This is a genomic window from Pseudoalteromonas sp. RWi3, assembly GCF_054960735.1.
Genome location: NZ_JBHNYL010000001.1, coordinates 234,619 through 257,542 on the forward strand (window position 1 = coordinate 234,619; position 22,924 = coordinate 257,542).

Below are 22,924 nucleotides of genomic sequence, written 5' to 3' on the forward strand. Positions count from 1 at the left end.
ATGTTTTCTCGTTATTTTATAGACAGACCCATATTTGCGTTTGTTATATCTATCGTTATCGTTTTAGCGGGCCTTGCGGCAATGCGCAGTTTACCTATTGCCCAATACCCAGAAATAGCGCCTCCAGTTGTACAAGTTACAGCTGCTTACCCTGGCGCTTCCGCTGAGGTACTTGAACAAACTGTGGCTGCACCAATTGAAAATGCAATTACTGGAGTTGAAGGCATGATGTATATGGCATCTACTTCAACCAGCTCTGGTGCCACAACTATTGAGATCACATTTGAAATAGGCACTGATATCGATCAAGCCGCAGTCAATGTGAATAACCGAGTGAAACAGGTTGAAGCACGCTTACCTGAAGAAACCCGCCGCCAAGGTGTTGTTGTGCAAAAAGGCTCGTCGAGCTTTTTACAGGTTCATGCTTTTTATTCACCTGACGGCAGCCGTGATAGCTTATGGACGTCGAATTACGTTACATTAAATATACTTGATCGAATCAAACGTATTCCTGGCACCACCAGCGTACAAATATTTGGTGCCAAGGATTACGCCATGCGTATCTGGCTGCGTCCAGATGTGATGAGTCAGTTAGGTGTAACAGTTGAAGAAGTCGCAGGTGCAATTCGTAGCCAAAACTCCCAGTATGCAGCAGGTAAAATTGGCGCCACACCAACATCACAGTCTGCACAAGAACTTGTTTACAGCGTGACAGCGCAAGGTCGTTTATCAGAGCCTGAACAATTTGAAGAAATTATTATTCGCTCAAACATAGATGGCAGTAGTTTGCGTTTAAAAGACATAGCTCGCATCGAACTTGGCTCTAAAGATTATAATTTTAGTGGCACAATCAACGGTAAAGAAGCTGTTCTACTGGGCATATTTTTACAACCAGGTGCAAATGCATTAGATGTAGCTGATGAAGTAAACGGTGTACTAGCTGAAATTAAGCAACAATTTCCAACTGGACTTGCACACGTAAATTCATACGATACCACTCGCTTTGTTGAAGTTTCTATACGAGAGGTTGTCATTACACTCATTGAGGCCATGATACTCGTATTTTTAGTGGTGTATTTATTTTTACAAAATTGGCGAGCAACGCTTATTCCCACCTTGGCCGTTCCAGTGTCATTACTGGGTACCTTTGCTGGTATGTACATGTTGGGGTACTCAATTAACTCGTTAACACTATTTGGCATGGTTTTATCTATTGGTATTGTTGTCGATGATGCGATAGTTGTGCTCGAAAACGTTGAGCGAATAATGCACGAAGAGCATGTCAGTGCTCATGAAGCAGCCATTAAAGCGATGAAGGAAGTATCAGGCCCTGTTGTTGCCATTGTATTGGTGCTTTGCTCCGTATTTGTGCCCATTGCATTTTTAGGTGGTCTAACAGGTGAACTGTTCCGGCAATTTGCAATCACTATTTCAATTGCGGTGAGTTTATCGGGTGTCGTAGCACTAACAATGACCCCTGCTCTTTGTGTGCTTATTTTAAAACAAGAACACAAACAAACAGCTCGCTTCTTTTTATGGTTTAACCGAGTCTTTACTCAAATAACCAGTAAGTATGTTGGCACTGTTGGCTTTATGGTTCGTCGCGGCGCGCTCGGGCTTGTGCTTATGATAGGTATGGTATCTATCACCATTGGTCTTTGGAAAAACACACCAAGTTCACTCGTCCCAGATGAGGACCAAGGTTATTATATTTCGGCTATTTTCTTACCTGATGGTTCTTCTCTAGAACGAACAGAAAAAGTGGTAGAGCAAGTTGTTGCAGCTGTGCAGTCTAACCCTGCAAACGAAAATGTAGTGGCTTTTACTGGTTTTGATTTTATTGGTGGTGGTTATAAAAATAGCGCCGCAACCTTGTTTGTCACGCAAAAGCACTGGGATGAGCGTGAAATAGATACTAAAAGCTTGGTTAATGAGTTATTTATGAAAACCGCTCATATTAATGAAGCACTGGTACTGGCATTTAATCCACCTGCAATTTTTGGCTTAGGCAACACCGGTGGTTTTGAGTTTTACATTCAAAACAAAGGCGCTGGTGGTCCCGAAAAACTGCAACAAGCCATGGGATTAATGATGGCTGAAGCACAGAAGAGCCCTATTTTAAGTGGCTTACAGACACTTTGGCGCCCTAATGCGCCACAGTTAAAAGTAGATGTTGATCGCGAACAAGCCCGTGCCATGGGCATTGAAGTTGACGATGCTTTCACAGCCCTTGCCGGTACATTGGGCACCTACTATGTTAATGACTTCAATAAATTTGGACGAGCATGGCAAGTACTTATGTCTGCTGAAGCTGAATTTAGAATGAAACCCGACGACATCGGCCGAATTTATGTAAAAAACAGCCAAGGTACTATGGTTCCCATGTCTGCGTTTACTAATATAGAGTTTAGCCGCGGCCCTGAAAGCTTAAACCGTTATAACAACCTTTCTGCGGTTAAGTTATTGGGCAATGCAGCTCCAGGCTACAGCTCTGGGCAAGCTATTGCCGAAGTTGAACGTATTGCAAAAACTGTGTTGCCACCTGATATGACATACGATTGGACTGGCTCTGCCTATCAAGAAAAGCGCAGCTCAGGCACAACCGGACTCGCACTTGGGCTTGCCGTGATTATGGTATTTTTGATTCTTGCAGCACTTTATGAACGTTGGTCATTGCCTCTGTCTGTGATGCTGGCGCTACCATTTGGTACCTTTGGCGCGCTTGTGTCTATTTGGTTAGTAGGTATGACAAACGATGTCTATTTCCAAATTGGTCTGGTTACTTTACTTGGCCTTGCCAGTAAAAATGCCATATTAATCGTTGAATATGCCTTAATGAAGCACCAACAAGGCTGGAGCGCAAGCGCTGCTGCACTTGAGGCTGCCCGCCTTAGGTTTAGACCTATCATTATGACATCGCTGGCGTTCATATTAGGCGTTGTGCCGTTAGTGCTAAGCTCAGGGGCGGGTGCAGGTGCGCGACACAGCGTTGGCACAGGTGTTATGGGCGGGATGATGGCTGCCACATTCTTAGCCGTATTCTTTGTGCCCTTATTTTTCTATTGGCTCACAGAGCGAAAGCTCAGCGAAAAACGCTCTCGTAGTGAATTGGCGAATGAAATATCTGAGCACCACAAACGCGAAAATGTAGATACGATAGAGGGTAATTTGTAACCTTATTAATATAAAAAATTAAGGGCAAACATAGGTTTGCCCTTTTTTATTAAAATTTCATCACTAGTAATTTACGCTTGGCAGCGCTACTATAAGTAGATGCGCGCTGTGGAGTCTAATGATGAATAATGAAAAGTTAACTGAGTTTGAACAGTACTTTCAGATTGCTGAGAGTAATAGAGTCAATCTTTTTGCCGTTGATAAACATAATGTGCCACAAAGCCCTGCTCAGCTGGAAGCTGATATTCCTCCACTATTCAAACTTGCTAATGAAGTGAGTGAACTTGATCAAAGCTCCTTAAGACCTTTACGTAACTTAGGCGACATAGCACAAGAACTCGCCGTATTTTTGCAAGCTCAATCGCGTAAAATAGACTTGATCATGAGTCATATTTTAGCTTCAGAGCAACCTGAAGATAATGCCCTATACTGTGATAGCTATGGTGGAGGTGGTGTAAAGCTGACATCAAGCCAAGTCTATTCATTAGGCCAAAAATTTCGTACTAAACTATTTTTGCAACACGAAGCATCTGCGGTTTATTGTTACACTGAAGTAGTTGCTATTGATAAGCTAGATGATGAACATTACCAGTATACGCTGCTTTTTATAGCAATTCGTGACTCAGACCAAGAACTTGTAGTAAGAGCCAGTTTACACGCTCAAACTAGGCAGCTCAAAAAACGACAACAACAGCAATCAGACAAACCCAGTGATGAACACGAAAACAAGCCTGACTAATCGCTTTAAAAAGCTGACATCTGTGCTTGAAATGCTAAACTAGGCGCACCTTTATTTGTTTATTAACTTCATGAACTTTAGACTTTTACCTGAATGGGCTGAGCAAGATGCTGTGATGCTTACTTGGCCACACCAAGATACTGATTGGCGTGACAATCTAAGCGCTGTAGAGCCTGTTTATAGTGCCCTTTGCAAACATATATGCAAACGACAACACGTTGTTATTGTTGCACAGAACAATGCTTTAAAAACACATATAAGCCAACTTTTAATTAGTAATGGGATTGACCTTACTCGGGTGCACTTTGTGATCACCCCTTGTAATGATACTTGGGCACGTGATCATGGCCCATTGACCTGTGTAAACACACAGGATACCAGCCAATTAGGTATTCTTGATTACACCTTCAACGGCTGGGGTAATAAGTTTGAGAGCACGCTTGATAATCAAATTAACCAAGTACTTGTTAACCAGCTTGCTGCACCTGCAAATCAATACCAAAAAATTGATTTAGTATTAGAAGGTGGCGCAGTTGAAATAAACGAGCATGGTGTACTACTTACCACCAGCGAATGTTTACTCAACCCAAATCGTAACCCAACACTTAGCGCTGAACAAATTGAAGCACAGTTACAACAGCAATTAGGTGTCAGTTCATTTTTATGGGTTGATCATGGTTATTTAGCTGGTGACGATACAGACAGCCATATTGATACCCTTGTGCGCTTTGCACCGAACAACACGCTTGTTTATGTTAAGTGTGATGATACAACGGATGAGCATTTTGACGCGCTCGATAAAATGCAAACACAATTGAAAGGTTTTCAAACGCCATCAGGTCACCCTTATACCTTGATTGATTTGCCTTGGCCAAAAGCGGTGTTTAACGCTGATGGCGATAGACTGCCAGCAACCTACGCAAATTATTTAATTATCAATGATGCCGTATTGGTACCCACTTACAATGATGAAAACGATGCTAAAGCACTTGAACAAATTCAGCGTGCCTACCCTGATCACTCAATCATTGGGGTAAATTGTTTGCCTATTATTCATCAATTTGGCAGCTTACATTGCATTACCATGCAGTTACCTCGCGGATTCTTAGCTGGAGCAACACAATGACTTCGTCAAATAAATTAACCGTTGCCTTAGTGCAACAAAGCAATAATGATAACGCTGAGCAAAACATGGCCAAATCAATTGCCGGGATACGTGAAGCTGCAAGCCAAGGCGCTCAACTTGTGGTGCTGCAAGAGCTACACCGCAGCCTGTACTTTTGCCAAACTGAAGACGTTGATGTTTTTGATTTAGCAGAAACTATCCCGGGGCCAAGTAGTGACACATTAGGCAAATTAGCAAAAGAGTTAAATATTGTCATCGTGGCCTCATTGTTTGAAAAACGTGCCACCGGTCTTTATCACAATACTGCTGTAGTGCTGGAAAAAGACGGCACGATTGCGGGTAAATATCGTAAAATGCACATTCCTGATGATCCTGGATTTTATGAAAAGTTTTACTTTACCCCAGGTGATTTGGGCTTTGAGCCCATTCAAACCTCAGTTGGTAAATTAGGCGTGTTGGTGTGTTGGGATCAATGGTTCCCTGAAGCTGCACGCTTGATGGCGATGGCGGGTGCTGAGTTATTAATTTACCCAACCGCGATTGGTTGGGACCCACGTGACGATGACGGCGAAAAAACACGACAAAAAGATGCGTGGGTTATTTCGCAACGCGCCCACGCTGTTGCTAATGGCGTGCCGGTTATCAGTGCTAACCGCGTAGGCCATGAAAGTGACCCAAGCGAGCAAAGTGACGGTATTCAATTTTGGGGCAATTCATTTATTGCAGGCCCTCAAGGTGAAATGCTCAGCGAAGCAAATAATACTGACGAGCAAATTTTAGTGGTAGAACTTGATCAAAAACGTTCAGAGAACGTAAGACGTATATGGCCTTACTTACGTGATCGCCGAATTGATCACTATCAAGACCTCACTAAAATTTACCGTGACTAATAATAAATCAGTTAAAGACTGACTAAAGGAGTAATAAATGGCGTTTGCGCAATGGGCAGCCTTGCCTTGGGTAAAATCTCAAAAAGATAAAATTCAATGGGGGCAACTCAGCGGTAGTGGTTTAAGTATCGCTATTGCACAAGGGGTAAAACAACAAGACAGCTTAGTGCTGATTGTTACCCCAGATACACCCAGTGCGCTGCGCTTAGAGACGGAACTTGATTATTTATTACCTGATCACCCGGTAATGGTGTTTCCTGATTGGGAAACACTGCCGTATGATCACTTCTCACCGCACCAAGATATAATTTCGTCACGTTTGGCGACCCTCAATACACTAAAAAAAGAACAGCAAAGTGTATTAATTGTGCCTGTATCTACGCTAATGCTGCGTACAGCCCCGGCCTCATTTATTTATGGCTCTACGCTTAACTTTAAAGTTGGCGATAACCTCGACACACACAGCTTACGAAGTAATCTTGAGCAAGCAGGTTATTTGCATGTTCAGCAGGTTATGGAGCACGGTGAATACGCAATTCGTGGCTCAATTGTAGATTTATACCCTATGGGGAGCCCGCACCCATTTAGGTTAGATTTTTTTGACGACGAGCTCGACTCAATTCGCCTATTCGATGTTGAAACTCAACGCTCTGACGAAAAAGTAGACAAAATAGAGTTACTCCCTGCCCATGAGTTTCCGACTAATGAAAGTGACATTGAGCGTTTTAGAATAAACTACCGCGAAAAGTTTGGCGCCAGCTCAGAGCAAGACTCCGTATACATGCAAGTCACTAAAGGAAACTGGCCTGCAGGTATTGAGTATTATATGCCGCTATTTTTTGAGCAGCTTGCAACCATATTTGAATACCTACCAGATACCACAACGGTTATGCAATATGGTGATTTAGAGCATGCTGCCGATCAATTTTGGCATGATGTAAATGTTCGCTATGAAAACCGCCGTGTAGATCCGCTTAGGCCCCTACTCGAACCAACCGAGCTTTATCAGCCACTCAATGAACTGTTTTCAAACTTAGGCAATTTTGCCCGTATACGCTTAAGCCAAGCTAAATTACCCACCAAAGCAGGGAATAAAAATTTAGCAATAGGCGAACTGCCAGCTGTACGAATTGATCATAAGCAACATGAACCGTATCAAGCTTTTATTGAATATATAGCGGCGCAAAAGAAACAAAAAGGCCGCGTGCTGATCTCGGTAGAATCTGACGGACGTCGTGAGTCTTTACTTACATTACTCAAACCCATTGGCTTAAAACTCAAAGAGTTTGACTCGTTTGATGATTTTACTGCTAGCAATAGCGATGTAGGTTTAATCGTAAGCCCGCTTGAGCAAAGTGTATTATTAAGTGCAAAGCCTGCGCTTAGTATTATTACCGAACAAGAATTACTGGGTATTAAAGTATCTCAGCGCCGTCGTCGAAAGCATAAATACGAAGCAAGCCAAGATGCACTGATCCGTAACTTAGCTGAGCTTAAAGTAGGCCAACCCATCGTGCATTTAGACCATGGTGTTGGGCGTTACCAAGGGCTACAAACTATTGATGCTGCAGGACTCGTCACTGAGTTCGTAACCATCACCTATGCCGGTGAAGCTAAGCTTTACGTCCCCGTATCTGCCTTACACATGTTAAGCCGTTATTCTGGTGGTGAAGAAGCCACTGCGCCGCTGCATAAACTAGGCTCTGACGCTTGGGAAAAAGCAAAAAAACGTGCCGCTGAAAAAGTACGTGACGTCGCAGCAGAACTGCTTGATATTTATGCCCAGCGCCAAGCAAAACCAGGCAACGCGTTTGCCCTCGATGGCAGTGCATACCGCGCGTTTAGTGATGGTTTCCCATTTGAAGAAACCGACGACCAACGCAATGCCATTGAAGCTGTGCTTGGTGATATGCAAAGCAAACATGCCATGGATAGATTGGTGTGTGGTGATGTTGGCTTTGGTAAAACCGAAGTCGCTATGCGCGCCGCTTTCATTGCCGTAAACGACAATAAACAAGTAGCCGTGTTAGTCCCCACTACATTACTTGCCCAACAACACTTTGAAAATTTTAAAGATCGTTTTGCTGATTTCCCTATTGAAGTCGGTGTGCTTTCACGCTTTAACTCACCTAAAGAGCAAAAAGACACCCTTGAAAAGATGGCCGAAGGTAAACTCGATATTGTCATCGGTACGCACAAGTTAATCCAACAAGATATTAATTTTAGAGATTTAGGCCTACTTATTGTTGATGAAGAACACCGCTTTGGAGTGCGTCAAAAAGAAAAGATAAAATCATTACGCGCCGATGTTGATATTTTAACGCTTACCGCAACACCAATTCCACGTACATTGAATATGGCGATGAGTGGCATGCGTGATTTATCAATTATCGCCACTCCACCAGCTAAACGCCTTGCAGTAAAAACATTTGTTCGTCAGCGCGATGCAGAGCTTATTCGTGAAGCTGTATTACGTGAAATCAAACGCGGCGGCCAAGTGTACTTTTTGCATAACAATGTAGAAACCATTGATCGCGTGGCTCAAGAGATCAGCGAATGGGTGCCTGAAGCAAGTGTCGCGTCAGCCCACGGACAAATGCGCGAGCGTGAACTCGAACAGTTGATGAGTGAGTTTTATCATCAAAAATATAATGTTTTAGTGTGTACCACCATTATAGAAACCGGTATAGATATTCCAACCGCCAATACCATCATCATGGACCGAGCAGATAAGTTAGGCCTTGCGCAACTGCATCAGCTGCGTGGTCGTGTGGGTCGTAGCCATCATCAAGCGTACGCTTATTTATTAACAGGTCACCCTAAGTCATTATCTAAAGATGCGGTAAAACGCTTAGAAGCCATCGAATCGCTTGAGGATTTAGGCGCGGGCTTTGCACTAGCGACACACGATTTAGAAATTCGTGGTGCGGGTGAATTACTCGGTGATGATCAATCAGGACAAATGCAAACCATTGGCTTTAATTTATACATGGAAATGCTTGAACAAGCCGTACAATCATTGCGCGAAGGTAAAGAGCCAACACTTGATAACTTATTACAACAGCAAAGTGAGGTCGATTTAAAACTCGCCGCATTATTACCTGATGACTATATTCATGATGTAAACGCCCGTTTGGGTATTTACAAACGTATTGCAAGCTGTGCTACTGTAGATGATATGGACGAACTTCAAGTCGAGTTAATTGACCGCTTTGGTTTACTGCCTGACGCTACTAAAAACCTATTTAGCTTGCAGCAGCTAAAACTTAAAGCCAGTGAATTAGGTATTAAAAAGATTGAAGCAAATCCGAAAGGTGGTTACTTTGAATTTACTCAAGATACAAAGGTTAACCCAAGCTTCATAATTGGTTTGATACAAAGTGCACCCCATGTGTACAAAATGGATGGCGCAAATAAACTGCGCTTTGCGATCAGAGAGGCAAATGCCCGTGAGCGCTTAAAGATGGTCACTGCAATGATTGCAGATTTCTCTAAAAAGGTTAGCCATTAATGTTGTTTAAAAAATCATTATTAATTTTATGTTGTATATTTAGCAGCACAGCATTCGCACAGCGATGGTTTGAAGTAGAGGTACTGATTTTTGAGCAGCGCCCTGCCCCATTTCTACAAGAGGACTTTAGCTTAAAAAAACAGCCCATCAAGGCAAAAAATACCGTTGACTTACTGACGCCTTGGTACGTTGCGCAAGCAAAAACAGAGTGTATTAATGGCGACACGCGCTTTAACTCAACATCATTAACTGACTCTGTTATTGGTGCCAGACGCTCTAATTTATGTGATGATACGATTGATTACGTTAGCAGTTACGATACTTTGCCTTTAACTCCTAATGCCGATGTAAGAGATGATATGCTCGAGACCTACCTGCTCAGCCCTGAGCAATTACAGTTTTTAGATCAACAGCGTGAACTAGTTCGTAAGGGGCTTAAACCCATTTTACACACTGGGTGGCGATTTAAAGGTGTAAGAAAGTCTCGTTCACAAAGTATCAAACTGTATGGTGGCAAACACCTTCAAACAAAGCCTATAGCTGCTGACACTCGCTTTAATGATAGTTTTATCAGCGTTATTAACCCTTCGTCACAGCAACTTATGCCCGTAGCTCAAGACACATCTGACAAGTGGCAATTAGAAGGCTTATTTAATATTTACTTACGCCACTATCTTTACATTAATACTGAATTTGATTTTACTGAAAAGCTAGAAAATGGCGAGCTTCAAAGCGCACGCTTTGCACAGTTTAAACGCGTGATCAGTGGTGAAGTTCATTATTTTGACCACCCGAAAATGGGTATGATTGTTCAAATAAGAAAATTTAAACATTAAAAGGAAGGTTTCCATGAAAAAAATACTAATTATTGCTGCAACTTTATCGCTAGCAGCTTGCTCAAAAGTGAGCCTTGAGAACTACGAAAAGATCTCTATCGGCATGGACAAAACACAAGTGGAAGCTATTTTAGGAAGTGCAGATAATTGCGTAGAAAAAACACTTCACACGAATTGTGTTTGGGGAGATGAAACAAAAAATATCGAAATTACGTTAGTCTCTGATAAAGTATCTTTGTATAGCAAAAAAGGCTTAGAAAAATAAGACGAATCAACACTTAATGATGATTTTAAATATATGGTAGTTTAACCCCTACCATATATTTTAAAAATTGGACGTTATTCTTTTTTACTGGAAATAAGTTCTATATTTACGATTTTACTGCGATTCAAGGTTATTTTATAGCGTTGGTGTGTCGTTTTATCTTGGCTTTGATACACCACAACTACATTTAACTGATAACGGCGTTCAACACTTTGCTTTGAAATTTTACTGCTATCTAAATGATAAAGCTTACCTTCGCCTTTTTTCAAATAACGCGTAAATGGTGCGAGGCTAAAGCGAAGTGTTTGTTGCAACGTATCGTAGCCTGGCAAAAATTCTTTTGCTCCAACACGTGTCTCACTAGCAAAATGAAACCACTGAGCAGCCAATCGGTTTTGTTGCCTACGCTTTGAAAATATATTACGCACACTTTCTGGAATTCGTTTAAACCGAGTATATTCAAGCCAAATAAATTGGGTCGCAATTTTATCCTTTGTGACACTATTTCTAAACTGAAAGCGCCACTTTGGCCGCCCTTTGACAATGGTTCGCCAAATAACACGTGTAATGTCTTCTTTAAATATTTCACGCATACCGTAAATCGCACCAAGAATTACCACTAAGGTCGCTGTTATTTCAGTAAAATTACTTCGTGCATTTAGAACAACAACCATTACAAACGCCATAATCACAGCAGTAACAGAGCCTTTTACGAGTCGTTTTAAATAGCTATTTAAATGTCGTGTATGACGATTAAGTACAACCCCGTGTTCAATAAGTCGCTGTAATAAGCGCATCTTGTTTGTGATTCTGTTTGCGTCTTGTAAAGTGGACTCAGAGTTATATTGATGTTCTTGCCTGTATGCTTGCTCTGCTTTACAAAAGTTCAATAAGTCACTGCGCTCTTTAGCATGATCACTACTTCTAGGGCCTTCGTCGAGTAATTTTAAAAATGATTGTTCAATTTGCCAGCTCAAATAATTATCTGCATTGGTGTAAAATGACACCAGTTTTTCATTATCAGGTGTATAACGGCGCAGTTTTTTTAATAACCCTTTACTCTGCTCAGCTAACTCAGTCGCGCGGATATAAAAAGCATCTTTGTCTGTTATTTTAAGTGCATCTTTAACATCGGTATCAATGGCGAGCCTAACCTGATAACAATACAAGTTGAGATTTTGTCGGTAATCTTGTTGCTCACCTTTATTTTTACTCACAAAACGGCTTCGTACTAAAGGCAGGTGAATATTTTTAGCGTTATAAGCTAAATGAGACTTAAAATGATTATTGAAATACGCTTCTTCACTGAGGGTTTGCGGGTTGATACCCATTTCGTTGGGAATAGAAAAATACAGGTCAATACGTTGTTCTGAGCGCGGGCTTAGCTCGGGTTCTATAATAAAGGATAAATTTTCATCCTGTTTTAACAATCAATTCTCCTAATGAATTATTTATATACATTAGTTTACTGTCACATTTAAAATTGTTCAATAAAAAAAGGCCTAGTAAAAACTAGGCCTTAGAATAGATTAGTTATAATCAATAATTAAAATTTGATGCTCATATTTGCAAAGAAGCGAGTACCAATAACATCATAGACAGCTGGCACTGTGCCCATGTCATTTCCGCCTAGCACTGGCTCAGGTTCTTTATCAAAGATATTATTAACACCACCAGTTAGACTTAAGTCATCATTAATCTGGTAGTTCATTGAGATATCGTGGTAAATTACATCATCAGTTTCGAATGTATCACCATAATATTCACCGCCCATACCTTTAAGGTAGCGGGCATTATAAAGAAGGCTGATATCATCATTGATTGTATAGTTAACTGAAAGGTTTGACTTGATTTCAGAGTAACCACCAATATTTCCATCAATTGTACCTTCATACTCAATATCATCTTCAGTAAAATCAAGTAAGAAAGTAGTATCTAAGTTAACGCGGAAACTATCTGCAGTGTATGCGATATTCCAATCAATACCTGAAGTTTCTTGAGTACCAACATTTGTTAGAGCAGAGCTGAGATTAGATAAATCACCGTCTGATGTAATATTAACAGCAGCACATGAGTTAGCATCACCTGCAAAACAGTTATTCATTTCGTTTTGAACATTTAGACGACTAATTGCATTAGAGATATCAAACTGCCAATAATCAACTGTTGTTGATAAGTTATCCATTACTTCCCATACAACACCAAAGGTAAATGAGTCACTTTCTTCAGCTTGTAAATCTGGGTCACTTGTATAATTTACTTTAATTTGGTCATCTAATTCATTACCCCACGGATCAGCAAGATAATCAAATGAGCCAGTGTTACCACCATATAATTCTGAAACGTTTGGTGCTCTAAAGCCAGTTGCTAATACAGAACGTACCATGAACTCGTCTGTTACACGCCATGTAGCACCTAGTTTCCACGTTGTAGCGCCGCCGAAAGTAGAGTAATCATCGTAGCGTACAGCACCTTCAAGAGTAACAGATTCAAGTACAGGCATTGAAGCTTCAAAATAAGCAGACTGTACAGAGTAGTTACCCTCTGTTGGATCTTGCTGGGCCGCTGTACTTTGACCTAATTGAGTGATCAAGTCAGGTGTGTAATAACCACTTTCGTAACGATTTTCGATACCTACAGCGTAGCCAATATCATTATCTGTTAAGCCGTTATAGCCAGCAGCAAGAATGAATTGTTCATTACCGCCTTCATTTTGCTCTGTGTAGATAGTGTCACTTGATTCTAAGAAGCTTCTATCTAGTACATTACCACTGAACCATGTAGCTTGATTAGTATAAATACTTTGCTCCATGTTACCTGCATGGATAGAGTTGCCAACGCTATCTTTTGAATCATTGCGACCATAAGTTGCACTTACATCCCAACCAGAACCATTGTCTAAAGTACCTTCTAATGCAATAGACGCACGATAAGTATCAGTCTTTTGAGCATACATACGCGGACCAGCATCAACCATGCGACGACGGTAGTTTAATTCGCTTGGTACAACGCCATCTTCAGCAAAACCAGCTGTGTAGCTGCTATCAAGCTTAGATGAATCCAAATCAATATCTGCAGGCTGTGGTGCTAACTGTTGCTCAGAATCACGACGTGTGTACATCAAATCTACATTAAAGTATGTATCTGAGTCTAGTTCAGTATTGAAGCTTGAAAAAACACTATAAAGTTTATTAGGTGTTAAAGCATAGCTGCTAGTTGTATAATCATAGCATTTCTCACCCGACTCAAAACCACCATTTCCATCAGGTAACTGGCCACCAAGTGTACCTGATGGTACAAATGAAGAACAACCTGGTTCAACGAAATCACGGTCAGACTGAATAATGTCACCACGGTCAGTGTATTGTGCGCCAACAACTAAGTTGCCATCACCCAACTGCATGCCATGTAAAGCACTAAAACCATAGCTACTTCCATCGCCATGACCTGTTTGGCTTGCTTCTAAGCTTACTTCTGAACCTTCATAGTCTTTCTTAGTAATAATATTAACTACGCCGGCAATCGCATCAGAACCATAAACGGCTGAAGCGCCATCTTTAAGGATCTCGATCGATTTAATCATCGCAACTGGGATAGTATTTAAATCAACTGATGAATCAGCACCAGTTCCTGAAGAGACCATACGGCGACCGTTTAAAAGCACTAACGTACGCTGAGAGCCCATGCCACGCAAGTTTACTGTAGCAGAACCACCAGAACCGTTATTTGTCGTTCCACCAATATTCATACCTGCTGCTGAAGGCTGGTTTGATAAAATATCTTCTACAGATGTATAACCACTTTGTACTATGAAGTCATCACTAATTACAGTAACTGGACTTGAGGTTTCCATATCTGTTCTATTAATGCGAGAACCCGTTACTTGGATTTTTTCAATAGACTGAGCTGCTTCGTCTGCAGCAATAACACTTGTTGAGAACATAGGAATTGCTGAAACAACAGCTAAACCAAGAATTGATTTTTTCATGTTAAACCCTACTTGTTGGAAAAGGTACCTTTATCAGGTAAAGCCGCTCGATATTGTTAGAATGACGAGTCAGCGGGGGGCAACTTAGGCTGATTTAACTGAACGAAAACTGAATGCTAAAGCATCATTTATACACCTTAATTTCTACAGACCTTTAAGGGGTACATAAGTTAATTGATGTTTCATTGTTAACACGATAAAACAGTTTGAATTCAATTGGATATAGGATGCAAACCACAGTAAAAAAACGAATGAAATCAAATAAGCGGAGTTTGTAATCGAATGTAACCACTCGTTATAAATACCTAATATAGAAAATTCACATCTTGATCACACAGTTTTATAGAAACCGTAAAACTCACTGTTAATTACTAACCATAATTATGCAAAATTAGTGAGTAAATAAGCACCGTAGTGTAGTAAGTAGTTAAAAATAGACTAAATTTATAACTAGATAAGTTAACGTAAGCAGAAGATAAAGAGGAGGAACAATAAATGACTACTGTTTGACAATAAAATTATAGGAAATTTGGGAGTTATCACCTTGCTGATCTTTTAACTCTATGGTTAGTTTCCATTCCATATTTTTTTCAGAACAAACTCCCACCATAGTAGTCGCACGCAGTTTACCTGCTACTGATTCAAAAAAAACAGGGATGTATCCCATATACATAGTTACACCTTCAAGCTTGGAACCTTTAACTTGCAAGCCTTCAGGTACTGATAAGTTTATAGTAAAAGGAGTTTCTGGCGTGACTGTCAACTCTGATAACCACACTTTTACTTGTTGGTCATAGGCACATGGTTCATTTAAAAGACAACTTGCGACTGTTGTCTGCTCTTCTATACTTGTCTTTTGAGGCTTGCATGCAGTCAGGCTAATAACTGAAAGTAAAAGCAGTGATCTTTTTTTAAATTGCATCGTAACTCCTAGTGTATAGGCAAGAGATACTAATAAGCACAGCGATAAAAGACAACAACTGAAGAATAATTACTCGCATAAGATTAAAAAGTATGTCAAAAAATAATCAACAACATGATAAAAATTGATTGATGTCATAATTTTATGCAATTGACCTATCTTTTTTAGGCCAAAAATTTTATCATTTCCCCCGCAAAAATAAGGGTTTCTCGAGTTTGTTTTCTGAAGCAGTCAACGCTTTGAAGGTTTTAGGTAACACACTTGTGGAGTAATAGTAGGCCCCACTTTTTTAAAGTGGGTAATTCATTTCTAAACGCATATATTGCAGCGGAAGCCAGAAAATGAGCCAAACAGTAGCATCACAAACTGAGTACAACTATAAAGTTGTACGCCAATTCGCTATTATGACAGTGATTTGGGGCATCGTTGGCATGGGTATTGGGGTTCTGATTGCTGCCCAATTAGCTTGGCCAGCACTTAACTTTGATACACCATGGTTAACATACTCTCGACTTCGTCCGTTACATACGAACGCAGTTATTTTCGCATTTGGTACCAGTGCACTTTTCGCAACATCTTACTATGTTGTGCAACGTACATGTCAAACGCGCCTTCTTTCAGACAAATTAGCCGCCTTTACCTTTTGGGGCTGGCAATTAGTTATTGTCCTTGCAGCTATAACATTGCCTTTAGGTATTACTTCATCTAAAGAATATGCAGAGCTTGAATGGCCAATCGATATTTTAATTGCGGTTGTATGGGTAACCTACGCTATCGTATTTATGGGTACTATCGCTAAGCGTAAGGTATCACATATCTATGTTGCAAACTGGTTCTATGCAGGCTTCATTATTACTGTTGCAGTATTGCACATTGTTAATAGTATGGCTGTACCAGTATCACTCACTAAATCATATTCAATCTATGCAGGCGCTGTAGATGCAATGGTTCAATGGTGGTATGGTCACAACGCTGTAGGCTTCTTATTGACTGCTGGTTTCCTTGGTATGATGTATTACTTTGTACCAAAACAAGCGGGTCGTCCGGTTTATTCTTACCGTTTATCAGTTGTTCACTTTTGGGCACTTGTTTCTTTATATATTTGGGCTGGTCCTCACCACCTACACTACACTGCGCTTCCAGATTGGACGCAAAGCTTAGGTATGGTGATGTCTATTATCTTATTCGTCCCTTCTTGGGGTGGTATGATCAACGGTATCATGACCCTGTCTGGTGCATGGCACAAGCTACGTACTGATCCAGTACTTCGTTTCTTAGTTGTTTCACTTTCTTTCTATGGTATGTCTACCTTTGAAGGACCGATGATGGCAATTAAATCTGTAAATGCATTATCTCACTACACTGACTGGACTGTTGGTCACGTTCACTCTGGTGCGTTAGGTTGGGTTGCTATGATTTCAATCGGTGCTATTTACCACCTTATTCCTGCATTGTTCTCACAAGGTCGTATGTACAGTGTGAAACTTGTAAATACACACTTCTGGTTACATACCGTTGGTGTTGTACTTTACATCGTTGCGATGTGGATCTCAGGTGTAATGCAGGGTCTAATGTGGCGTGCAGTTAATTCTGACGGTACATTGATGTACAGCTTTGTTCAGTCACTACAAGCATCTTATCCTTTCTATGTTATGCGCTTCCTTGGCGGTGTATTCATCGTAGCGGGTATGTTGGTTATGGCTTATAACGTTTACCGTACTATTGCAGCGAAAAACGATTCGTTGAAATTAGACGCGCAAGCACAGTTAGCATAACGGAGCGAGATGATGAGCAATAATAATTCACAAAACAAACATGAAATAGTTGAAAAGAATATCGGCCTGATGGCTATCTTGACTGTTTTTGCTATTAGTTTTGGTGCATTGGTTGAGATCACTCCGCTAATGTTCCAAGACGATACAACGAAGCCTGTTGATGGATTACGTCCACTAAACGCACTTGAAATGGAAGGCCGTGATATTTACGTTCGTGAAGGTTGTTACAACTGTCACTCGCAAATGATTCGCCCATTCCGTGACGAAGTTGAGCGTTATGGTCACTACTCTGTTGCAGGTGAATCAGTATGGGATCACCCATTCCAATGGGGTTCTAAGCGTACTGGTCCAGACCTAGCTCGTGTAGGTAAACGTTATTCAGATGATTGGCACTATGCTCACTTAGTTAATCCTCGTGATGTAGTACCTGAATCGAATATGCCAGGATACCCTTGGTTAGCTGAGAATCACGTTGATACTAGCCTGACTCTGAAAAAGCTAAAGATTTTCCGTGATACATTCGCTATCAACCCACAAAACCCAGCTCACCCTGGTTTAGGTTACGGTAGTGATGAAGAACTAATCGCTGATATTGCTAAAGTTGATGCAATGAATGACGGTAAAGGTGCGACAGAAATGCAAGCCCTTATCGCCTACCTGCAACAGCTTGGCACGCATTTGAAGTAATTGATTATGGATTACGGAACATACAGAGGCATATTAACTCTGGTAATTTTAGTATTGTTTATTGTGATTGTTGTGTGGGCATATAGCAAACGTAGCAAAACGCGTTTTAAAGACGCCGCTAATGCTATTTTTGAAGACGAGAGCAAACACAACAAAACACTCTCTAACGAGGAAAAGGGGTCTGAGAAATGACTAGCTTTTGGAGTATTTGGGTTATTGTATTAACCCTTGCATGCTTACTTATCATCTTTGGCTTACTAGTGTGGAATTTAACAAACTACGCTGGTGTTAAAGAAGGTGAAAGTTGTGGGCATGAATTTGATGGCATTGAAGAGCTAAACAATCCACTACCTAAATGGTGGACTTACATGTTCTTCGCAACATTTGGATGGTCAGTCTATTATTTAGCAGCATACCCAGGTTTAGGTAACTGGGAAGGCTTAGCTAAGTGGACGAGTTCAAACCAAGGTGTTACTTCTTTAGCTGAATCTAAAAAAGCAATTGAAGAAGCGCATGCTAATGGTGAATATGTAAAACTTGACCAAGAGTACAAAGCTGCTGATGAGCGTTTTGGTCCTATATTTGAAGGCTTTGCAAAACAAGATATTGAAACACTTGTAACAGACGAAAAAGCCCTCGAAATTGGTCAGCGTTTATACGCACAAAACTGTTCACAATGTCACGGCTCTGATGCACGTGGTGGTATGGGCTTCCCTAACCTAACTGATAACGATTGGTTATACGGCGGCACGCCTGACAAAATCAAAGAAACACTTCTGTATGGTCGCGTTGCAGCAATGCCACCATGGGGTGCAGCTTTGGGTGAACAAGGCGTTAAAGAAATGACCGCTCACGTTCTAAGTTTATCTGGTCGTACAGTTAATCAAAAAGATGCTGAAGCGGGTGCTGCCAAGTTTGCAATGTGTGCGGCGTGTCACGGTGCTGATGGTAAAGGGTCTGTTGCTCATAACCTACCGTTTGGTGCACCTAACTTAACCGACAATATTTGGTTGTACGGTGGTTCTCAACGTGCTGTTGAAGAAACACTGCTTAATGGCCGCGCAGGTGTTATGCCAGCATGGAAAGATATTTTAGGTGAAGAAAAAGTACACTTATTAACAGCGTATGTTTATAGTTTATCGCAAGATAAATAATCACAACGTTAATAAAATGTTGTAACTTTCATCTTTTATTTCAATACATTAATTGAGATCAAAAAAGCCTCCATTCGGAGGCTTTTTTTTAGTCTTTTTAAAACAAATCCTATAAAATGTCCCCATCACAAACTAATGAAGTGTATTTATGAGCCCTACTCCTTGGTATAAAAATTTCTGGCCTTGGTTTTTAATTTTTTTCCCTCTTGTTGCCATTATTGGTTGTATATCGTTGTTTATCACTGCTATCGGAAATGGACCTGACATGGTTGTTGACGATTACTATAAAAAAGGAAAAGCAATTAATTTAGAGCTAAGCAAGTTTGACAAAGCTAAAGCGCTTTACTTACACGGTAACCTAACTGCTGAACATGACAAAATCAGCTTTAAGTTCACTAAAGGCGACACCAGTAATATTCACTCTTTAAAAGTCTCTTTTTACCACCGTACTATTGGAGAGCATGATTTTAATGTTCATTTAACACCTAATGCTAATGGTGAGTTTACTGCGATAGTTGAGCCTTATAGTGAAGGGACTTATACCGTATTTATTGAACCAACAGATGCAAGTTGGAAGCTAAAAGAAAACATTACCTTGCCTAACCAGCAAAGTATCGCGATTAATCCTGAATATAAGTAGTTGTATCATCATGGCTAATAATTGCTTTCACTGTCTTGAAAGTGTTCCCTCTGGATTTAGTGCGACCGTCGAGATTGACGGTATCGCTGAGCCTATGTGTTGTATTGGATGTCAAACAGTTGCTGAAACAATTGTTGCGCAAGGTATGACTGATTATTATAAATTTCGGACAGTGCGTGCAGGAAAAGTTGAGCAACTGGTACCTGAACAACTCGCATTTATTACTAGTTATGATAATCCAGATATTCAAGAAGAATTTATTTCGCAAACCAACGACGTAAGCGAAGTTCTTTTAACGGTTGAAGGTATTACATGTGCGGCCTGTGCATGGCTAATTGAAAAACAACTACTCAATATGCCAGCCGTGAAGCGAGTTGATGTAAATACATCGACCAATCGTGCTATGATCCAATGGCACAAAGACGCCTTACCTCTTAGCGAAATCATCAAGTCCCTGCTTGAAATAGGCTATAAAGCCTACCCATTTCAAGCGGATATCGAAGCAAGTCAAAAACAACTTGTCGCAAAAGCATATATTCGCCGTCTTGGTGTTGCTGGTTTAATGACGATGCAAGTAATGATGTTTGCATTTGCCATGTATTTCGGCATGTTTTCTGGGATGGAAGATGATTTTGAACAGTACTTCCGATGGATAAGCCTTATATTAGCTTCTCCCGTGATTTTATACAGTGCATTGCCATTTTTAACAAATGCTATTAATGGGCTAAAAGCCAAGCAATTAAACATGGATCTACCTGTTTCTTTAGCCATTTTTGGCGCGTATGCCGCAAGCAGTTATGCCACAGTAATGGATGTTGGCGAGGTGTACTTTGAATCCATTTGTATGTTTACATTTTTACTGCTGTTAGGAAAATACTTAGAGTTTAGGGCGCGCCTTAAAGCGAGTGAGTTCACTGCCAATCTGCAAAAGTTACTGCCACTAACTGCTCGTACCCTTGATGCGAACGGGCAAGAACATATCATTGCAGCGAAAAAACTAAAATTAGATGACCGTGTCTTGGTTAAAGCCGGTGAAACAATTCCTGCTGATGGAATTGTGTCTGCAGGTACTACAACGGTAGACGAATCAATGATGACAGGTGAACACTTACCTGTTAATAAATATATTGAACACCAAGTATTCGCAGGCACCGTTAATCACGATGGCGTGATTGAAATACGCATTAATAAATTAGGCCAAAATACACTTTTAAACCAAATAATAAAACTACAGCATAGTGCCCTGGCTACAAGGCCTAAACTAGTTGAAGTAACCGACAAAGTAGCGCAATGGTTCGTTGCCTGCTTGTTAGTTTTTGCCTCTTTAACTGCTATAGGGTGGTATCAAATCGACCCTGAACATGCTTTTTGGATCACCATTGCTGTACTTGTTGCTACCTGTCCGTGTGCATTAAGTCTAGCGATCCCAACCGCTTTAACGTGTGCTGTTGCCACACTCACACGTAAAGGTGTACTCATCAAACAATCCCATGTGCTTGAAACATTACCACAACTAACGCGTATTGCGTTTGATAAAACAGGCACGCTAACACAAGGGCGTTTTAGCTTCGAAAAAATCGACATTATTGATAGCCAATATCAAAAAGAGAACATTTTATCGCTTGCGGCGCAATTAGAGAGCTACTCTGAACACCCTATTGCATCAGCTTTCAATGAATTTACTCCGACCTTACGCCATTTAACTAATATTACGATTGTTCCCGGTGAAGGCATCACAGGTGAGGATGAGCAACACCATTATGCCATCGGTAAAAGTGGTTGGTTCAACACACAAAAAAGCAATGCTCAAGCCACCTTTTATGTCGACCATCAACCAGTGGCCCATTTTTACTTAATTGACGAAATTAAGTCTAACGCAAAAGGTTTAATCGCTTCTTTGCATCAGCAAAACTTAACCTGTCATATGTTAACGGGTGATGCATCGAGTGCAGGAAAGAAAATTGCTGAGAAACTTAATCTTGATAGTTACAAGTCTGGCTGTTTACCACAAGACAAACAAAGTGAAGTAGAAAAATGGTCAGCCCAAGGTGATGTTGTCGCGATGGTGGGCGATGGTATAAACGATAGCCCAGTGTTCAACAGCGCTCATTTATCTATTGCTATGGAAACAGGTGCTGATATTTCTAAAAACACAGCTGATGTGGTATTACTAAATAGCGACTTGTCTGCAATTTCACATTTGATGACTGTTTCTAAAAAAACACGTCGAATAATTAAACAGAATTTAGCGATTTCGTTAATCTATAACGGCTCTATTCTTCCACTTGCAGCATTGGGGCTAGTTGCTCCTTGGATGGCTGTAATAGGAATGTCTGCAAGTTCAATTATTGTGATCAGTAATTCATTGAGGTTATTAAAGCTATGAGCATAATTTATATTTTGATCCCGATTGCAATTTTGTTTGTTATTATCGCCATTGGCGTTTTCTTTTGGGCTGTACGTGGAGAGCAATTTTCAGATCTAAACAAGCAAGGCCACAGCATTTTATTTGAAGACGATAAAGAGCAACATAATAAAAGCAATGATTGACCCTCTTTACATTAGCGCGTTTATTATGGGGCTCATCGGCAGTGGCCACTGTATTGCAATGTGTGGAGGCATAGCCAGTTCATTACAATTGGCAACAGATAAGCGCCGCCCTATTTTTTATACTGTTGCTTACAATTTGGGGCGTGCTAGCAGTTATATGCTCGCAGGTGCATTGGTCGCAGGCATAAGTAGTCATTTTGCCAGCCAAAACCATCTTTTTTCGCTCACTTTAGCCATTTTAAGTGGCGTATTTATGCTACTGGTTGGCCTCTATATTATGCGTTTGGGAGCCAGTTTACAGTGGCTTGAATCGCTTGGAAAAACATTGGTATGGCAACATTTAGTTAAACTAAATCGCTACCTTATGCCCGTTAATTCGCTGCCAAAAGCACTCGCCTATGGCGCTTTATGGGGATGGCTACCTTGTGGTTTAGTCTATTCAGCATTAACATGGGCAATGACAAGCCAAACTGCTTTAGAAGGCGCCTTTGTTATGTTATTTTTTGCATTTGGGACATTTCCTGCCATGTTGAGCATGGGAATGAGTGCCCAGTTTATACATAAAATACTTAACCACCCATGGGCCAGAATCGCTATGGGCAGCATTCTTATTTGGTACGGTATATACTTACTTATTATTGCAACTGATAAATTAGTGCATTAGTCT

General features: G+C 40.7%; 18 protein-coding genes. 15 read left to right on the forward strand and 3 right to left on the reverse strand.

From position 1 onward, the window contains the following. The 7 genes from ACFI4Z_RS01015 to ACFI4Z_RS01045 all read left to right on the forward strand — a co-directional run bounded on the left by ACFI4Z_RS01015 (position 1) and on the right by ACFI4Z_RS01045 (position 10,541). Entirely contained in the window at positions 1-3,174 is a 3,174-nt protein-coding gene (locus tag ACFI4Z_RS01015; RefSeq protein ID WP_462668965.1) for an efflux RND transporter permease subunit, read from the forward strand. A gap of 121 nt (positions 3,175-3,295) precedes the next feature. Then, entirely contained in the window at positions 3,296-3,913 is a 618-nt protein-coding gene (locus tag ACFI4Z_RS01020; protein ID WP_462669354.1) for a PilZ domain-containing protein, read from the forward strand. 70 nt (positions 3,914-3,983) lie between these two features. Further along, on the forward strand, positions 3,984-5,039 hold the full coding sequence (locus tag ACFI4Z_RS01025) for an agmatine deiminase family protein (protein WP_462668966.1): 1,056 nt from the start codon (positions 3,984-3,986) through the stop codon (positions 5,037-5,039). Continuing rightward, a complete protein-coding gene (locus ACFI4Z_RS01030) occupies positions 5,036-5,929 on the forward strand; it encodes a carbon-nitrogen hydrolase (protein WP_462668967.1) in 894 nt (297 codons plus the stop codon). Before ACFI4Z_RS01025 ends, ACFI4Z_RS01030 begins: the two co-directional genes overlap by 4 nt. A gap of 37 nt (positions 5,930-5,966) precedes the next feature. Beyond that, positions 5,967-9,440 (forward strand): transcription-repair coupling factor, encoded by a 3,474-nt coding sequence (gene mfd / locus ACFI4Z_RS01035; protein ID WP_462668968.1) that lies wholly within the window; start codon positions 5,967-5,969, stop codon positions 9,438-9,440. Further along, a complete protein-coding gene (locus tag ACFI4Z_RS01040; protein ID WP_462668969.1) occupies positions 9,440-10,276 on the forward strand; it encodes a peptidoglycan binding protein CsiV in 837 nt (278 codons plus the stop codon). The genes mfd and ACFI4Z_RS01040 overlap by 1 nt, the downstream gene beginning before the upstream one ends. A gap of 13 nt (positions 10,277-10,289) precedes the next feature. Next, entirely contained in the window at positions 10,290-10,541 is a 252-nt protein-coding gene (locus tag ACFI4Z_RS01045; RefSeq protein WP_462668970.1) for a DUF3862 domain-containing protein, read from the forward strand. 74 nt (positions 10,542-10,615) lie between these two features. Here ACFI4Z_RS01045 and ACFI4Z_RS01050 read toward each other — a convergent pair whose 3' ends face one another. From ACFI4Z_RS01050 to ACFI4Z_RS01060, 3 genes are all read right to left on the reverse strand, one after another. Next, entirely contained in the window at positions 10,616-11,971 is a 1,356-nt protein-coding gene (locus tag ACFI4Z_RS01050; protein ID WP_462668971.1) for a hypothetical protein, read from the reverse strand. Positions 11,972-12,087: 116 nt separating this feature from the next. Then, complete coding sequence (locus ACFI4Z_RS01055) at positions 12,088-14,529, reverse strand: TonB-dependent receptor plug domain-containing protein (protein ID WP_462668972.1); 2,442 nt, start codon at positions 14,527-14,529, stop codon at positions 12,088-12,090. Between the two features lie 499 nt (positions 14,530-15,028). Continuing rightward, a complete protein-coding gene (locus ACFI4Z_RS01060) occupies positions 15,029-15,451 on the reverse strand; it encodes a hypothetical protein (protein ID WP_462668973.1) in 423 nt (140 codons plus the stop codon). 341 nt (positions 15,452-15,792) lie between these two features. Here ACFI4Z_RS01060 and ccoN point away from each other — a divergent pair, with 341 nt between their 5' ends. The 8 genes from ccoN to ACFI4Z_RS01100 all read left to right on the forward strand — a co-directional run bounded on the left by ccoN (position 15,793) and on the right by ACFI4Z_RS01100 (position 22,921). After that, positions 15,793-17,226 carry a cytochrome-c oxidase, cbb3-type subunit I gene (ccoN, locus tag ACFI4Z_RS01065; protein ID WP_462668974.1) on the forward strand — a complete coding sequence of 478 codons (1,434 nt, stop codon included), beginning with the start codon at positions 15,793-15,795 and terminating at the stop codon, positions 17,224-17,226. Positions 17,227-17,238: 12 nt separating this feature from the next. After that, positions 17,239-17,913: a cytochrome-c oxidase, cbb3-type subunit II gene (gene ccoO / locus ACFI4Z_RS01070; RefSeq protein WP_099294264.1), complete on the forward strand. Its 675-nt coding sequence runs from the start codon at positions 17,239-17,241 to the stop codon at positions 17,911-17,913. 6 nt (positions 17,914-17,919) lie between these two features. Continuing rightward, positions 17,920-18,105: a cbb3-type cytochrome oxidase subunit 3 gene (locus ACFI4Z_RS01075; protein ID WP_087534511.1), complete on the forward strand. Its 186-nt coding sequence runs from the start codon at positions 17,920-17,922 to the stop codon at positions 18,103-18,105. After that, positions 18,102-19,067 (forward strand): cytochrome-c oxidase, cbb3-type subunit III, encoded by a 966-nt coding sequence (ccoP, locus tag ACFI4Z_RS01080; RefSeq protein ID WP_462668975.1) that lies wholly within the window; start codon positions 18,102-18,104, stop codon positions 19,065-19,067. The genes ACFI4Z_RS01075 and ccoP overlap by 4 nt, the downstream gene beginning before the upstream one ends. A gap of 148 nt (positions 19,068-19,215) precedes the next feature. Continuing rightward, entirely contained in the window at positions 19,216-19,707 is a 492-nt protein-coding gene (locus ACFI4Z_RS01085) for a FixH family protein (RefSeq protein WP_099294268.1), read from the forward strand. Positions 19,708-19,717: 10 nt separating this feature from the next. Further along, the gene (locus ACFI4Z_RS01090) at positions 19,718-22,093 is read left to right on the forward strand and encodes a heavy metal translocating P-type ATPase (RefSeq protein ID WP_462668976.1); all 2,376 of its coding nucleotides are present in this window, start codon (positions 19,718-19,720) and stop codon (positions 22,091-22,093) included. Further along, positions 22,090-22,257, forward strand: a complete 168-nt coding sequence (gene ccoS, locus ACFI4Z_RS01095; RefSeq protein ID WP_058559001.1) for a cbb3-type cytochrome oxidase assembly protein CcoS — start codon at positions 22,090-22,092, stop codon at positions 22,255-22,257. Before ACFI4Z_RS01090 ends, ccoS begins: the two co-directional genes overlap by 4 nt. After that, a complete protein-coding gene (locus ACFI4Z_RS01100; protein ID WP_462668977.1) occupies positions 22,250-22,921 on the forward strand; it encodes a sulfite exporter TauE/SafE family protein in 672 nt (223 codons plus the stop codon). The genes ccoS and ACFI4Z_RS01100 overlap by 8 nt, the downstream gene beginning before the upstream one ends. Positions 22,922-22,924: the final 3 nt, after the last annotated feature.